This is a genomic window from Pseudophaeobacter sp. 1A16562, from assembly GCF_041008785.1.
GTDB classification, from domain to species: Bacteria; Pseudomonadota; Alphaproteobacteria; order Rhodobacterales; family Rhodobacteraceae; genus Phycobacter; species Phycobacter gallaeciensis_A.
The window spans coordinates 237,921-253,073 of the sequence record NZ_JAXGFT010000004.1 but is presented as its reverse complement, the minus strand read 5'-3'; the positions used below and the strand labels follow the sequence as shown (position 1 = coordinate 253,073).

The 15,153-nt window shown below is 63.0% G+C and carries 18 protein-coding genes and 1 other RNA gene; 7 read left to right on the top strand and 12 right to left on the bottom strand.

The genetic code is table 11. From position 1 onward, the window contains the following. Positions 1-21: 21 nt before the first annotated feature. Positions 22-495 carry a GNAT family N-acetyltransferase gene (locus SM764_RS07645; RefSeq protein ID WP_065270783.1) on the top strand — a complete coding sequence of 158 codons (474 nt, stop codon included), beginning with the start codon at positions 22-24 and terminating at the stop codon, positions 493-495. Between the two features lie 40 nt (positions 496-535). Here the strand turns inward: SM764_RS07645 and SM764_RS07640 are convergent, their stop codons facing one another. From SM764_RS07640 to SM764_RS07605, 8 genes are all read right to left on the bottom strand, one after another. After that, the gene (locus tag SM764_RS07640; RefSeq protein ID WP_065270784.1) at positions 536-949 is read right to left on the bottom strand and encodes a hypothetical protein; all 414 of its coding nucleotides are present in this window, start codon (positions 947-949) and stop codon (positions 536-538) included. A 233-nt stretch (positions 950-1,182) separates the two neighbouring features. After that, a complete protein-coding gene (gene rpmG, locus SM764_RS07635) occupies positions 1,183-1,350 on the bottom strand; it encodes a 50S ribosomal protein L33 (protein ID WP_065270785.1) in 168 nt (55 codons plus the stop codon). Between the two features lie 109 nt (positions 1,351-1,459). Beyond that, positions 1,460-1,873, bottom strand: an RNA gene (gene rnpB / locus SM764_RS07630) — RNase P RNA component class A. A 60-nt stretch (positions 1,874-1,933) separates the two neighbouring features. After that, positions 1,934-2,650 carry an N-acetylmuramoyl-L-alanine amidase gene (locus tag SM764_RS07625; RefSeq protein WP_369001442.1) on the bottom strand — a complete coding sequence of 239 codons (717 nt, stop codon included), beginning with the start codon at positions 2,648-2,650 and terminating at the stop codon, positions 1,934-1,936. Further along, complete coding sequence (locus tag SM764_RS07620; protein ID WP_274835743.1) at positions 2,650-3,426, bottom strand: hypothetical protein; 777 nt, start codon at positions 3,424-3,426, stop codon at positions 2,650-2,652. Before SM764_RS07620 ends, SM764_RS07625 begins: the two co-directional genes overlap by 1 nt. A 51-nt stretch (positions 3,427-3,477) precedes the next feature. Beyond that, positions 3,478-4,965, bottom strand: coding sequence for an Asp-tRNA(Asn)/Glu-tRNA(Gln) amidotransferase subunit GatA (gene gatA / locus SM764_RS07615; protein WP_369001441.1), 1,488 nt, complete (start codon positions 4,963-4,965; stop codon positions 3,478-3,480). A gap of 3 nt (positions 4,966-4,968) precedes the next feature. Continuing rightward, positions 4,969-5,256, bottom strand: a complete 288-nt coding sequence (gatC, locus tag SM764_RS07610) for an Asp-tRNA(Asn)/Glu-tRNA(Gln) amidotransferase subunit GatC (protein WP_065270789.1) — start codon at positions 5,254-5,256, stop codon at positions 4,969-4,971. A gap of 111 nt (positions 5,257-5,367) precedes the next feature. After that, positions 5,368-6,000: a Spy/CpxP family protein refolding chaperone gene (locus tag SM764_RS07605; protein WP_369001440.1), complete on the bottom strand. Its 633-nt coding sequence runs from the start codon at positions 5,998-6,000 to the stop codon at positions 5,368-5,370. Positions 6,001-6,187: 187 nt separating this feature from the next. Here SM764_RS07605 and SM764_RS07600 point away from each other — a divergent pair, with 187 nt between their 5' ends. After that, positions 6,188-6,880, top strand: a complete 693-nt coding sequence (locus SM764_RS07600) for a metal-dependent hydrolase (RefSeq protein ID WP_369001439.1) — start codon at positions 6,188-6,190, stop codon at positions 6,878-6,880. Here SM764_RS07600 and SM764_RS07595 read toward each other — a convergent pair. The 3 genes from SM764_RS07595 to SM764_RS07585 all read right to left on the bottom strand — a co-directional run bounded on the left by SM764_RS07595 (position 6,877) and on the right by SM764_RS07585 (position 8,875). Next, on the bottom strand, positions 6,877-7,485 hold the full coding sequence (locus SM764_RS07595) for a DNA-3-methyladenine glycosylase I (RefSeq protein WP_369001438.1): 609 nt from the start codon (positions 7,483-7,485) through the stop codon (positions 6,877-6,879). The two genes, SM764_RS07600 and SM764_RS07595, sit on opposite strands and share 4 nt — an antisense overlap. Positions 7,486-7,555: 70 nt before the next feature. After that, the gene (locus SM764_RS07590; RefSeq protein WP_369001437.1) at positions 7,556-8,416 is read right to left on the bottom strand and encodes an aminoglycoside phosphotransferase family protein; all 861 of its coding nucleotides are present in this window, start codon (positions 8,414-8,416) and stop codon (positions 7,556-7,558) included. A gap of 9 nt (positions 8,417-8,425) precedes the next feature. Further along, entirely contained in the window at positions 8,426-8,875 is a 450-nt protein-coding gene (locus SM764_RS07585) for a nucleoside deaminase (protein WP_369001436.1), read from the bottom strand. 61 nt (positions 8,876-8,936) lie between these two features. Between SM764_RS07585 and SM764_RS07580 the strand changes: the two genes are divergently transcribed. From SM764_RS07580 to SM764_RS07560, 5 genes are all read left to right on the top strand, one after another. Further along, complete coding sequence (locus tag SM764_RS07580; protein WP_369001435.1) at positions 8,937-10,064, top strand: pseudouridine synthase; 1,128 nt, start codon at positions 8,937-8,939, stop codon at positions 10,062-10,064. 164 nt (positions 10,065-10,228) lie between these two features. Further along, positions 10,229-11,143: a 5-bromo-4-chloroindolyl phosphate hydrolysis family protein gene (locus SM764_RS07575; RefSeq protein ID WP_369001434.1), complete on the top strand. Its 915-nt coding sequence runs from the start codon at positions 10,229-10,231 to the stop codon at positions 11,141-11,143. Between the two features lie 25 nt (positions 11,144-11,168). After that, positions 11,169-12,359 carry a toxic anion resistance protein gene (locus SM764_RS07570; protein ID WP_274828328.1) on the top strand — a complete coding sequence of 397 codons (1,191 nt, stop codon included), beginning with the start codon at positions 11,169-11,171 and terminating at the stop codon, positions 12,357-12,359. 124 nt (positions 12,360-12,483) lie between these two features. After that, a complete protein-coding gene (locus SM764_RS07565) occupies positions 12,484-13,350 on the top strand; it encodes a DUF2927 domain-containing protein (protein WP_274835765.1) in 867 nt (288 codons plus the stop codon). A gap of 63 nt (positions 13,351-13,413) precedes the next feature. Then, positions 13,414-14,565 (top strand): SPFH domain-containing protein, encoded by a 1,152-nt coding sequence (locus tag SM764_RS07560; protein WP_369001433.1) that lies wholly within the window; start codon positions 13,414-13,416, stop codon positions 14,563-14,565. 75 nt (positions 14,566-14,640) lie between these two features. Here SM764_RS07560 and SM764_RS07555 read toward each other — a convergent pair whose 3' ends face one another. Then, positions 14,641-15,018, bottom strand: a complete 378-nt coding sequence (locus SM764_RS07555; RefSeq protein ID WP_369001432.1) for a CZB domain-containing protein — start codon at positions 15,016-15,018, stop codon at positions 14,641-14,643. Positions 15,019-15,153: the final 135 nt, after the last annotated feature.

Genomic DNA, 15,153 nt, shown 5'->3' with positions numbered 1-15,153 from the left:
ACGGACCACAGGATTTAGAAGATGAAGATTACCGATATCACTGCCCGCGACGCAGGGCGTATTGTTCCCTTGCTGCGGGACCTACATGCACAGCACGCGGAAGAACAACCGCTCCGCTACCCGTCTGCCCCGGCGGACAGTGACATTGCTGACTGGCTGTCGGACTGGATGGAAAAGGATGGAATACAGGCAATCGCCGCGCAAAGCCCCGCAGGCGCCCTAATGGGCTATGCTATCTATGAGATCGAAGACCAGCCTCACCTGCCGGTGATGCGCGGCGGCAAACGGATCCAGTTGCATCATATTGCCGTGGATCCGCCATTCCGCCGTCTGGGAGTTGGTCAAGCACTGGTGACAGAAGTGAAATCCCGCTGTCAGACACTTGGCATCGACACGTTGACCACAAGCTTTGCCGTCTTTGACACGGCCTCAGCCGGGTTGATGAGCAGCATGGGATTGCAGCCGGTCACGACCGTTGCGGAATGGCGGGCCTGAAGATCATCTCCGCAGGTCCTCAAACGAGCTGAGAGGCGGCTCAGGAGCAGCTTAGACCGGTGGCAAGGGCGACCGTGCCCCGGTCGCTGCCGAGCACCTGAACCTCACCTGAGACGCTGCAGCCGCTTTCGCGCGCCGCAATGGTCTGGAAATCCGCAGGGGTCATGTCAGGCAGGTTGCCAATCACGCTATGCGCAGGGGCGCTGAGCACCGCGAGCCCGGTCGAACCTGCCCGCACCACAGAGAGCGATAGGGCCCGGCCCTGCACCTCGACCCGCAGGGTCTGGCTGCCCGAGCGCGGCGCTGTCGCAGGCTGCTGAGTTCGACCAGCGGTCAGGGACAGCGGCCCGGCCATCACCGGCGCCGGAACCGGCACCACGCCCGCAATCGTCGCCTCCGGAGAGGGCGCCACGGCCACGGCAAAAACCACGCTGAACAAGATACGCCTGAACATACTATCACCCACTTGTCTCATTTACCCACGTAAACAAGTTACGACTGAAATGAGGCGAAAAGGGGAACTATCCTTTCGTACAGGCGGCTAAACTATCGGGTAATTTTTTCAAATTCGAACAAGCTCTCACCTGCCCTGCGCCTGCAACGACCGCCGAAAACCCGGCTCCAAACACGAAAAAGGGCCACGCGCGCGGCGTGACCCTTTTTGAAAATCCTGTATGCCGGATGGGCTTACTTGATTTTGCCTTCTTTGTACTCGACGTGCTTACGCGCAACCGGATCGTATTTCCGGATGACCATTTTTTCGGTCATGGTGCGTGCGTTTTTCTTGGTCACGTAGAAGTGGCCCGTGCCCGCGGTCGAGTTCAGGCGGATCTTGATGGTCGTCGGCTTCGCCATGGTGCTTCTCCTGCGTCCGAAAAGGCAGGGGGCCTCTCGGTAAATTCCTATATGAGCGTGCGCTTTTACCTGCACTGCCCCCCAAGTCAATAGGATTCGGGGGGATATTTTGCGCAGAAGGCCTGTAAGCCGGATTCTGTCCCGAGACTTGCGCCTCATGGACGGCCATTCATCTGCGATACGCATTGCTGCGTACCTCTAGCTGCCAACCCGGCCCCTCTTGGCTAAAGCATGCCTAGCGGCGGTATCCCGTTGCCGGGACCTGCCCGCGCGGGGGCCCTATTTGGCGTTGCTCCCGGTGGGGCTTGCCGTGCCGCCCCTGTTGCCAGGGGCGCGGTGGGCTCTTACCCCACCGTTTCACCCTTACCGCGCCCTGATCCGTTGCCGGGGGCACGGCGGTTTCATTTCTGTGGCGCTATCCGTCAGGTTGCCCTGCCCGGGCGTTACCCGGCACCGTTGCTTTAGGGAGTCCGGACTTTCCTCGCGGAGGGCAAGCCCCCAGCGCGGCCGTCCAGCCTTCTGCGCAGGGCTGCACCTAGGCCCTGGGGGCTGACAGGTCAAGGGTGGTTACAGCAGGCACCTTTCAGCCCCACAACTCTGCCTGGCCCAGCGGCGCGAAATCCGCCGCACAAAGCGGCCCGCGGGCCTGGGGACGATAGCGCAGCCGCACAGCCGCCAGAAGCGTCTCATCCTCCACCGGAGCGGTATATCCGATGTCGCGGGCATAGGCGCGGAAACGCGCCTTATCGGCGCTCTCTGGCTGCAGCAGGCTCTGCCCTTGCCCATCCGCCTGCGCCACCTGCCGGGCCAGTCCCTGACGGGCCAGCCGCGCCCAGTCAAACCGGGCACCCGGATCGCATTTGCGTCCCGGCGCCATGTCCGAATGGCCGATCACCCCCTCGGGCGCGATATCCCAGCGGTGCAGGATATCGCCCAGCAACCGCTCCAACCGCGTCATCTGCGGTTCGGAAAACGGATGATCGCCGCGATTGTCCAGCTCGATCCCGATTGACCGGGAATTGAGATCCTCCAGCCCGCACCATTCGCCAGCACCGGCGTGCCAGGCGCGCTGCGCCTCCTCCACCATCTGCCAGAGGGTGCCATCCTGCCCGATCAGATAATGAGCCGACACCTCGGCCGCAGGAACACACAGCCGCTGCAAAGCAGCCTCAGCCGTCTCCATTGCCGTATAGTGCAGAACCACGAACTGCGGAATCAGCCCATCACGACGCGGACCGAAATTGGGGCTGGGATGCCAGATTGCCCCGGCCTCATCCCCTGCCCTGTCAGCCCCGGACATCAGGAGTCTTCGCGCAGGACCAGACGATAGGGGGACGGGTCCCAGCCGCAGGCGTAGCCATCCCCATCCGGGTCCAGCGCGTAGCGGTCGCGTTTGGGGCCGCCCGCCTCAAGAAACGCCACTTGGGCCAGCTCAGGCGAAGCATAGCCCGCGCAGTTACGCGACGAGCGGGCCTTGAGGTTGATACCCGTGCGGCTGAAGATGCGGTTGCCCGGCGGGTTCGAAGTGCTGAGCGCGTATTGCACGATATTGGGATCCCGGTTGCCCGCAGAGACCGTGGGCAGCGCTGTCGGCTCCACCACCTGATACTGCGCACGCTGCCGTTTCAGACGCTCTGCATCGCTTTCGATGGTCTGGCGCGAGGACACCGCATCAAAGCTGTTTTCGTCCGACAGACGCGGGTTGCCGCCGACGATCTGCGGCGCAGGGTTGTCCGGGCTCGCTTCAAGCGGCGCCTCGCCAGAGTTGGCCTGCGCCGCACTCAGGGCTGCTGCCGTTTCGCGAGCGATATCGGCATTGCTGCCAGTGCCAACCGAGGCTCCAGCCGCAGCGACCGAGGTGGCTCCGCTTTGATCTGTCGGCATCGCCAGGGGCGCGCCAACAACCTGAGGCGAGGGGATCAGTGGATCGCCGTTGATCGTGGTGCCCTGCGCCGGACGGGCGGCGAAGGGATCGCCGTCCACGCCCACCCCGGCCGCGCTGTCCGGCACTGGCGGGCTGCAAGCTGCAAGGGCCAGAAGACTGCCAGCGGCGGCGAGGGAGACGAAGACGCGCATCGGGATCACCTGTTTATGGTCGTATGGTTCATGCTCTTGTTTGAGCCGGTTTTACCACCATTTCCCCGGCTTTGCCACAAACCCGGCGGCCTGCTCCAGCGCATAGGCGGTGTTCAGCAGATCGCCCTCTTCCCAGGGGCGGCCGATCAGCTGCAGGCCCAGCGGCAGACCCTGTGCATCGACACCCGCAGGCACAGAGATGCCCGGCAGGCCCGCAAGATTCACAGTGACGGTAAAGACGTCATTGAGGTACATCTGCACTGGATCCGCATCGGTCATTTCACCCAGCCCAAAAGCAGCAGAGGGCGTCGCCGGTGTCAGGATCGCGTCCACGCCTGCGGCAAAGACATCTTCGAAGTCCTTCTTGATCAGGGTGCGAACGCGGCGGGCGCGGTTGTAATAGGCATCATAGAAGCCTGCCGACAGCACGTAGGTGCCGACCATCACGCGGCGCTGCACCTCGTGGCCAAAGCCTTCGGCGCGGGTCTTTTCGTACATCTCGGTGATGCCGTCGCCAGCCTCCAGCGTGGCGCGGTGGCCGTAGCGCACCCCGTCATAGCGTGCGAGGTTCGAGGAGGCTTCGGCCGGGGCGATCACGTAATAGGCAGGCAGCGCGTATTTGGTGTGCGGCAGCGAGATGTCGACGATCTCGGCGCCCGCGTCCTTCAGCATGGCAGTACCATCGGCCCAGAGCTTTTCGATCTCGGCGGGCATGCCGTCCATGCGGTACTCTTTCGGGATACCGATTTTCTTGCCCTTGATGTCGCCGGTCAGCATCGCCTCGAAATTCGGCACGACCAGATCGGCGCTGGTGCTGTCCTTGGGATCATGCCCGGCCATGGCTTCGAGCATGATCGCCGCATCGCGCACCGATTTGGTCATCGGTCCGGCCTGATCCAGCGAGGAGGCAAAGGCCACGATGCCCCAGCGCGAGCAACGCCCGTAGGTGGGTTTGATGCCGACGGTGCCGGTAAAGGCCGCAGGCTGACGGATCGAGCCGCCGGTGTCGGTGCCGGTGGCCGCAAGGCACAGGTCTGCCGCCACGGCAGCCGCAGAGCCGCCCGAGGAGCCACCCGGTGTCAGCTTGGCATCGCTGCCGTCACGCCGCCAGGGGCTGACCACATCGCCATAGGCAGAGGTTTCGTTGGACGAGCCCATGGCGAATTCGTCCATGTTCAGTTTGCCCAGCATCACGGAACCGGCATCGACCAGTTTCTGCGAAACGGTCGACTCATACTCGGGCTTGAAGCCTTTAAGGATGTTGGAGGCCGCCTGGCTGTCCACGCCCTTGGTGCAGAACAGATCCTTGATCCCGACCGGCAGGCCGCACATGGCAGGCGCATCGCCTTCCTTGATGCGGGCATCGGCTGCCTTTGCGCGCTCCAGCGCGATCTCGGGCGTCTTGTGCACGAAGGCGTTCAGCGCATCGGCGCCTTCGATGGCCTTCAGGCAGGCTTCGGTCAGCTCGACAGAGGTAGTGTCGCCTTTGCGCAGGGCATCGCGGGCCTCGGCCAGACCCAGTTTGTTCAGATCGCTCATGTCTTACTCCACCACCTTGGGGACCGCAAAGAAGCCCTCGCGGGCGTCGGGGGCATTGGCCAGGATCTTGTCCTGCTGATTACCGTCATTGACCACATCCTCGCGCCGTTTCAGACGCTGCGGCGTGACCGAGGTCATCGGCTCGACCCCTTCCACGTCCACTTCGTTCAGCTGTTCGATGAACCCAAGGATGGTGTTGAACTCGTCTGCCAGCGCAGGCAGCGCGTCCTCTTCGACCTTGATCCGGGCCAGTTTGGCCACTTTGGCGGCAGTGCTTTGGTCAATCGACATGGAAACCCTCATCTCGTGTTACAGACGCGTTTACCGCCGCGCCGTCCGCGCCGCAAGCGGGTCTGCACCGAAAACGGGTGTCTATACACAGGCTGGTGGGCGCAGGAGCGTTTATTCGCAGTTATTGTGCATCCGCCACATCGTTGGGTCATGACCCTCCGGCACCGCGTCGCAAGGATCAGCCGCATAGCCGCGCAAGCGATTATAGGCGGCGATCTGTTCGCCCGAGAGAAACTGAACCGTCTGCAAATGCCGGTACAGATGTACGTACCGCAGATCTGCCCGCGCCGCGCCTGCTTCGGAAACCAGACGCCGCAGCTGGTCGGCATCCGGGTTCCCCGATGCAAAGGCCTGATCAAGACGTTCTTCGGCGGCAATGAAAACCTCTGCGGCCTGCTGCGCCTCGGCGGCCATTTCGTGATGGATCTGGCGCACCTGCTCGATCTGCGCCGCGCTCAGCCCGATCTGCGGTGCCAATTCCAGAAGATGCGCGGGCCCGGGCCAGCCATTCAGTTCCGCCGGAAGAGCAAAGCCCCAGCCTTTGCCCGCGCGCAATTCTGCGATGTCCGCATCCGAAAGGCTTTTGATTCGCCGGGTTTCCTGCCCGGCATAGGGTTGCGCGTCATCACCCTGATGCTGCTGGTGCCCCTGGTGCCCTCCCGCGCCCTCGGCATGGCCGGGCGCAGCGGATATCGGCGCAAGTGCCAGCAGGCTCAGAAGAACGGTGGCCTTCGACCCGATCATTGTCACAGCACTGCCTCCCATCATGTTCTGACGCCCATGAGGGCACATTCACCGCTAGAGCACAAGTTTGCTGCGAAACACTGCGGACCGGGGGCCTGACCGGGCCCGCAGGACAGCAAACCGATGGAAACAGGCATTCGGCGTGCTAGGGTGAGAGCAGACAAATCAAGGAATTGGGAGAGACACCATGAAGATCATCTGGCTGGGCCACGGCAGTTTCCGTTTTGAAACCGAAGGAAAGGTGCTGCTGTTGGACCCCTGGCTGACCGGCAACCCCAGCCTGCCCGAGGACCAGCATGATGCCGCCATCGAAGGCGCCACCCATATCATCCTGACCCATGTGCATTTCGACCATGTGGTCGATGTGCTGCCGCTCGCGAAAAAACTGAACATTCCCGTGGTTGGCCAATATGACATCATGGGCTTTTGGGGCGAAACCGAAGGCGTCGAAACCGTCGGCTTCAACAAGGGTGGAACCGTCGATCTGGGCGGGCCGAAACTGTCGATGGTGCCCGCCTCGCACAGCTCGACCTTTGCCACGCCCGAAGGCCCGCGCACGGGTGGGTCGGAAGTCGGCTATGTGCTGCAGGCCGAGGGCAAGACGATCTATATTTCCGGCGACACCGCGATCATGGCAGACATGGACTGGATCGGGGATTACTACAAACCCGATATCGGCATTCTCTGTGCTGGCGGTCACTTCACCATGGACATGAAGCAGGCGGCCTATGCGGCCAAGAAGTACTTCAACTTCAAGACGGTAATCCCCTGCCACTACAAGACCTTCCCCCTGCTGGAGCAATCCGCAGAGGATCTGAGCGCAGGCCTGCCCGGTGTCGAGGTGATCGAACCTGAGGTAATGACCGCGCTTGAGGTCTAAACCGGCTTTGTGAACGCCGCCCGCGCGCGGGCGGCCTTTTCTCTGCAGCAGCAGCCCAGCGCGTGGTCATTGATCAGCCCCATCGCCTGCATGAAGGCAAAGACGGTGGTGGGGCCGACAAACTTCCAGCCACGTTTCTTTAGCGCCTTTGACAGCGCCACGGAGTCCGGGCTGGTCGACCTGGTCTGCGGCTCGGGCAGGCTGTCCGGGTCCGGCTCAAAGCTCCAGAAAAACGCGGCGAGCGATCCAGCTTCTTCGACCAACTCCTGCGCGCGTTTCGCATTGTTGATCACGGCTTCGATCTTGCCGCGGTGGCGGATGATCCCGGCATCCTGCAACAGGCGCTCCACATCCGCATCGGTGTATGTGGCGATGACATTCCAATCAAAGCCCGCGAAAGCGGCGCGAAAATTCTCGCGCTTGGCCAGAATGGTGCGCCAGCTGAGGCCGGACTGGAAACTTTCAAGACAGATCTTTTCGAACAACCGGATATCGTCGCTCACCGGATAGCCCCATTCCGCATCATGATAGGCGTCAAATTCAGGTGCGCTGGCGCTCCAGCCGCAGCGCGGCTGGCCGTCTTCTCCCACGACAATATTGGCCATCGCCTTCTTCTCCGCTCTGCAGCCGAAACAAAAAGAGAACATGCCACGGGGCGCATGGGCCGTCCAGTGCCTAAACGCAGGCGCCACCCTGCTCCTTCGCGCAAGACAGCAGCGCCGCCAGCAGGTCCAGTTCATCCTCCTGCGCCAAGAGCCCCTTACTGCGCCAAGCAATGGAGAGCGCACATTTGACCGCCGCCCATTGCAAAAGACGCTGACGATCCACCGCAAATTCTACTGACCAGAGATCGGCCCGCATCCCGATCCGACGCGGATCGCGGGTCAGATCGGGGGCTCCATAGGGATGGCGAAAGGCATTGGCCAACTCAAAGGCACGCTCCCCGACGATCCCCTTGGCATCAAAGGCGCAATACCCGCGCGGCGTCTTCATCACGTTGCCATGGTGCAAATCCCCGTGCAGCGGGCGCACATCTATCTGCGTGTTGAGAAGTTCGCGGGCCAGCGTCTGACACGCGGCAATCGCCGCCTTGTCTCCCGCCGCACAACTTGGTGCAGGTTTCAGATGGAACAGCGCATCAAAACGATCTTCCAGCCGGGGATAGCCCTCTGGCGCCTGCCCCGTACCGGGATGTAGGCCAGAGGCGACCCTCACCAGTTCGCGTGCAGCCATTTCGTCCTCACCGGCAATTGCGAGATCGGCGAGTGATGGCCCCTCCAGCCATTCGATCAAGGCCGCGTCCGGGCGCAAGCCATAGACCTGGGCCGCGCAACTCTCGGGCGCAGCTTGCAGAAACCGAAAACCGCTGGCCTCGCTGCCCATACCGCGGGCGCCATAGCATTTCAGCACCGCGGCACCGCCCCCGGCGCGGGTGACTTTCCACAGGCTGGCAATGGCAGTGGTCGCGATCCACTCCGGCACCGCCACCCTGAACGCGGCAAGAACCTCTTCCGGCGGTTTCACATGCCCTTCCATTCCGGCCCCCTATCGTTTTGCGGTGAAGAACTCTTTCAGAATGGCAGCACAGTCCGCTTCGGCAATCCCTTCGTAGACCTCGGGCACATGGTGTGCCTGCGGGTGTGAAAACACGCAGGCCCCATGGGCAACGCCGCCGGATTTGGGATCAGAGGCGCCGTAGTAGACCCGCGCGATACGCGCCGCTGCGATGGCCGCCGCACACATGGCGCAGGGCTCCAGCGTCACATAAAGATCATATCCCGTCAGTCGCTCCCCTCCCGCTGCGGCGCAGGCGGCGCGGATCGCCAGGATCTCGGCGTGGGCGGTGGGATCGTTCAGCTCCCGAGTGCGGTTTCCGGCCCGCGCCGCGACCGTTCCGTCCGGCGCAATCAGAACCGCGCCCACCGGCACCTCGCCGCGCGCGGCGGCAGCGCGGGCCTCTTCCAGGGCCAGGGTCATGTAAGAACGGAAAACCATGGCCTTCCCTGCCGCAGAATGCCCGCTTTCGCAAGACGCCGGAATGCTCTATGGCGAGGGGATGAGCAAAACACCCGCATCCCCCAAGCGCCCGCACCGCCCCAAAGGCCCGGCAGGCAAAGCCGCGAAACCGTCGCGTCCCGACGCCACTGCAGGCGACAAGAGCACGGGCACGCCTGAAGGTGACCGGATCGCCAAGGTTCTGTCGCGGGCCGGCGTTGCCTCGCGGCGCGAGGCCGAGCGGATGATCGCCGAGGGGCGGGTTGCGGTGAATGGCAAGGTGATCGACAGCCCCGCGCTGAACGTCACGGCGCGGGACCGGATCCTGATCGACGGCCAGCCCCTGCCCGAGGCAGAAGCGCCGCGCCTGTGGCTTTATCACAAACCCGCCGGACTGGTGACCACCACCAGCGACGAGATGGGCCGCACGACCATCTTTGACAAACTCCCCGAGGATCTGCCGCGGGTGATGACCGTCGGGCGGCTTGACCTCAATTCCGAAGGGCTGCTGCTGCTGACCAATGATGGCGGCATCAAGCGCAAGCTGGAACTGCCCTCGACCGGCTGGCTGCGCCGCTACCGGGTGCGTATCAAGGGTCGCCCGCAAGAAACGGATTTCGAGCCGCTCCGCAAAGGGCTGGTGATCGACGGCGAGACGTTCCAGCCCATGACCGTGGCGCTGGACCGCCAGCAGGGGGCGAACGCCTGGCTGACCGTGGGACTGCGCGAAGGCAAGAACCGCGAAATCCGCCGCGCCATGGAGGATATAGGGTTCTCCGTCAACCGCCTGCTGCGCCTGTCCTACGGCCCGTTCCAGCTGGGAAATCTGAAACCCGGTGAAGTCGAAGAACTGCGCCCCCGGGTGATCCGCGATCAGCTAGGTCTCGAAGACGACACCGAAGAGACGCCTCAGACCGACCGCCCCCAGCGGCGCAAACCGATGCGCGGCAAGCGCCCCGGCGGCCGCAAACCCGGCACTGACGCCCCTGCCCCCTATAGCGGCGGCGGCGCTGGCAAACCGCGTGGCAAATCGCAGGCCAAACCACAAGGAGCCCCGACGGGCAAATCCGGCCATACTGGCGGCGGCAAGCCTGGACAGCCCGGCAAACCGGATACCCGCGGCAAGGGACGCGGCGCCAATGGCGCAAAGCCCGGCAATCGTCCAATCGGCAAGAATCCCCGCCGCTGAGGCATTTGCCCGACACTTCCCCCTAGCAAGGCGGCCTGCAATCCCTTAGATTTCAGGCATGTAAATCGTGTCATGGGGGAACCCGCGTGCAGAAAGTCGCCTTCGCCGCCCTGCTTGTTCTGATGTTCGGACTGAGCACCGGATGGATTGTGGGAGGCTGATCCATGGCACAGAGGTATGGCGGCAAATACAGCCCCGATGGCGCCGGTGATCCGGCCGCCTTGGGTGACACATCCCCGCCGACGGGCAAAACCAACTCCTTTCGCAGCGCACAGGTCGATCCTGTCGGCGCCCGTGCCAACACCATGTTCGTGCCTGGAGGCGTGCTGCTGATCCTGTCGCTGAACGACGGGGCCACGGGTCTGGCGCTTGGCGGGATTGCAGCTGCCCTCTGGACCGGGGCCGCCTTTCTTCTGCGCGAAGGGTTGCGGGCCGAAACCGCCTTTGCCGCGCGCCGTGTCGCGCGCAAACCCGCCTTGCCGCGCAAGATCCTCGCCTCGGTTTTGACCGGCGCCGGGGCCGCGCTGGCCGCCTGGAAGGCCGAACCGGGGATCATGATCGCCGCCGTCTACGGGCTGGCAGCCACCGGGCTGCATCTGGTCGCCTTTGGCCTTGACCCTTTGCAGGACAAGGGCGTGGAGGGCGTGGACGATTTCCAGCAAAGCCGCGTTGCCCGCGCCGTGGATGAGGCCGAAGCCTACCTTGACGCCATGCGGGACGCGGCGCTTAGGGCGCGTGACCGGCAGCTGGAGGCGCGTGTGGATCAGTTTCAGGCTGTCGCCCGGGACATGTTCCGCACCATAGAAGAAGACCCGCGCGACCTGACCGGTGCGCGCAAGTATCTGACCGTCTATCTGCAGGGCGCGCGCGATGCGACCATCAAGTTCGCCGATATCTATGCCCGCAGCCAGGATCCGCAGGCCCGCAGCGACTACCTTGCCCTGCTGGAGGATCTGGAACAGAATTTCGCGGCCCGCACGCAAAAGATGCTGCTCGAAGACCGCAGCGACCTGACCATCGAAATCGACGTGCTGCGCGACCGCCTGCAGCGCGAAGGGGTCCGCCTGGACCGCAATTGACACTTTGACCCGAGGAACGCCACCGATGTCCGAGACCGTTCAGAAGAAAGCAATCGAAGCCGAGGCCATGGTCACGGAGGTGACGGGCGTCGCGCTTGCGGATCCCACGGGTGACATCCAGCCGCTGGAGCAGGCGGATGAAGTCACCAGCGAAGCGATCCGTCGCCGCATGGGCGAAATCGACATGAGCGACAGCAACTCGATCATCGGCTTCGGATCCGGCGCGCAGGCCGAATTGCAGACCATCAGTCAGGCGATGCTGGCCGATGTGCGCAACAAGGACGTCGGACCCGCCGGGGATTCCTTGCGGGATATCGTCACCACGATCCGCGGCTTTTCCGTCTCGGAACTGGACGTGCGCCGCAAACCCACCTTCTGGGAGCGCCTGCTGGGCCGCGCTGCGCCCTTTGCCAAATTCACCGCGCGCTATGAAACAATCCAGGCGCAGATCGACAAGATCACCGATGATCTTCTTGGCCATGAACACGGGCTGTTGAAGGACATCAAATCGCTCGACATGCTTTATGAAAAGACGCTGGCATTTTACGACGAGCTGGCGCTCTATATCGCGGCAGGCGAGGCCAAGCTGGGTGAGCTGGACAGCAGCGAAATTCCCGCGCTGGAAGAAGCCGTCGCAGCAGCCGCCGAAGCCGACCAGGTGATCCGCGCGCAGGAACTGCGCGATCTGCGCGCCGCCCGGGACGATCTGGAACGCCGGGTGCACGACCTGAAGCTGACCCGGCAGGTCACCATGCAGTCGCTGCCCTCGATCCGTCTGGTGCAGGAGAACGACAAATCGCTCGTGACCAAAATCAACTCGACGCTGGTCAATACCGTGCCGCTCTGGGAAACCCAGCTGGCGCAGGCGGTCACCATCCAGCGCTCGGCCGAGGCTGCTGCAGCGGTGCGCGATGCCAATGATCTGACCAACGAGCTGCTGACCTCCAACGCGGCCAACCTGCGCGAAAGCAACAAGGCGATCCGGCAGGAAATGGAACGCGGTGTGTTCGATATCGAAGCGGTGAAACAGGCCAATGCGGATCTGATCGGCACCATTCAGGAAAGCCTGCAGATCGCCGATGAGGGCAAGGCCAAACGCGCCGCTGCCGAGGGCGAGCTGAAAAAGATGGAAGCCGAGTTGCGCGATACGCTGGCCGCCGCCAAGGCGCGCCGCGATGGCATCGGAGACAATGCCGGCACAGCGGTTCCGTCCTGACCTGATGATCTGGCAAAAACGTCATAGGTCGGCGGCGATTTGTGCCGAAGGCAGCGCCGGGCGGGCAATATCCGCGCCTGTACGCCTTGCCGCGCTTTTGGGTTTGGGCCTGCTGTCGGCCTGCATGCCCATGGGCCGCAGCGAGTCCGTCGTGCCAAAACCACGTCCGGCTGCCATGGTCGCGCCCGCTGCGCCTTCGGCCGCCAGCGCAGAGCTGCGGCAATATTACCGTGTCCTGCAGCAGGACCTGCTGACGCGAGGCCTTTTGCGCACCGATGGCGGCGGACCCGATACGCCTTATGATGCCGAGGATCTGGCGGAAAACTTCGAAGCGATTTCCTTTTTCAACGAATACGCCGGGCGCGGTGGCGGCGCTACAGGCGGCCTGAGCCGCTGGTCCGGGCCGGTGCGCTTGCAGGCTGAATTCGGCCCCTCGATCCCTGAAAGTCAGCGCCGCGCCGACGGCGCGCGGGTTGCCGAATACGCCATGCGGCTCGGGCGGATCACCAACCATCCCGTTGCGGCGGTGGCGAAGCGCGGCAATTTCCATGTCATCTTTGCCAGCAAGGACGACAGCGCCTTTGTGGCCAAACGGGTCCGTGAACTGCTGCCCAATATCAGCCAGAACGATTTCCAGCTCTTCGTGAACCCGCCACGGACGCATTACTGCTTTGTCCTTGCCGGCGGCGCCCAGGGCAGCCCCTTCGACTATATTCGCGGCGTCGCGCTGATCCGCGCGGAGCATCCCGATCTGGTCCGGCAAAGCTGCATCCACGAGGAAATCGCACAAGGCCTGGGCCTGCTCAACGACAGCCCCCGGGCGCGCCCGTCGATTTTCAACGACGATGACGAATTCGCCTTTCTGACCAGCCATGACGAAAAGCTGTTGCAGATGCTGTATGATCCAAGACTGAAAACCGGGATGAGCGCCGAAGAAGCCCGCCCGATCACCCGCATTATCGCCCGCGAAATCATGGGACAGCCCCTGTAAGGTGGCCCTTGCGCCCATCGATGAGGCTCCCAGCAGGCACACCGTAGGAAGAGGACCTGAGATATGGGTATTTTCGACTTTCTCACCGGAGAGTTCATCGACGTCATTCACTGGGTCGATGACACCCGCGACACCATGGTCTGGCGGTTTGAACGCGAAGGCCATGAGATCAAATATGGCGCCAAGCTGACGGTACGTGAAGGACAGGCAGCCGTGTTCGTGCACGAAGGCCAGCTGGCGGATGTCTTCACCCCCGGTCTCTATATGCTTGAGACCAACAACATGCCGGTGATGACGACGCTGCAGCACTGGGACCACGGGTTTCAGTCGCCCTTCAAATCCGAGGTCTATTTCGTCAGCACCACCCGGTTCAACGACCTGAAGTGGGGCACCAAGAATCCGATCATCTGTCGCGATCCGGAGTTCGGCCCGGTGCGTCTGCGCGCTTTTGGCAGCTACTCGGTGCGGGTGGTGGATCCGGCGCGCTTCCTGACCGAGATCGTCGGCACCGATGGCGAATTCACTATGGATGAAATCAGCTTCCAGATCCGCAACATCATCGTGCAGGAGTTCAGCCGCGTCGTTGCCAGCTCGGGCATTCCGGTGCTGGATATGGCCGCCAATACCGCCGATCTGGGCAAACTGGTTGCGGTCGAGATTTCCGCCACCGTGGCCGAATATGGCCTGGCGATCCCGGAGCTGTATATCGAGAACATCTCTCTGCCGCCTGCGGTCGAACAGGCCATGGACCGGCGCACCCAGATGGGGATCGTGGGCGACCTTGGCCAATACACCCAGTTCGCCGCTGCCGAGGCGATGGACGCCGCAGCCCGCACCCCGAACAGTGGCATGGGCGCCGGTTTGGGAATGGGGATGGGCATGGCGATGGCCCAGCAGATGGGCAATGCCATGTCGCAGGGTGCAGCGGGTCAGCCGTCAGGTCCCTGGGGCGCCCGCCCCGCGCCCGCTGCGGCGCCGATGGCCCCGCCGCCGCCCCCGGTCGAACACGTCTGGCATATCGCGGAAAACGGTCAGACTTCGGGTCCCTATTCCAAGGCGCGTCTCGGACGCATGGCGCAGGAAGGGCAGCTGAAGCGCGACACCCACGTCTGGACTCCCGGCCAGGATGGCTGGCAGCGGGCCGGTGATGTCGCCGAACTGGCGCAGCTTTTCACCATTCTGCCGCCTCCGCCCCCGCCGCCTCCCGCGGGCTGAATTCGGGGCGCCAAGCGCGCGCTCCGGGCCTTGACTGTCGGCCTGACACAACTGAGCCGGGCCGACATGTCGTCACTATTGCAGGCTCTTGCGCCAGACCATCATGTGTTTGGTGAGTTCCTTAGTCTTTTCATCGAACGGCTTGCCCAAATCCAGATCGTGTTTGGCCGCATCCAGATCGCCACGTTCGATCTTTTGTGCGATGGCGCCGGCAAATTGGTGAAACTCGGAATGCAGTTTCTTCGCACGCACATAGTTGGTATCCCCTGCCATACCGGCTTCCGTACTAGGCGAATGCAGCCACTGGCCGAATTTGCACTTGTCATCACAGCAGATGTCACGCGAAGGCGTTTCAAGTCTGCCGCTGATGGTGCCCGTGCGAAGGTGAAGTTTCCATGTGCTATGGGCCTTGATGGCTTCGGAAATCTCATCCTGGATAGCCGCTACAGACATACTCATACTCCTTATTACTGAACCCTTCTGCCGTAGCCCTTCACAGGTTAATCAAACATTAAGCTCACATCTCAACCCTCACCGTGAATTCCCCTTGATCGACTCGGTTCCGCCGGGAAACATAAATAGAAATCA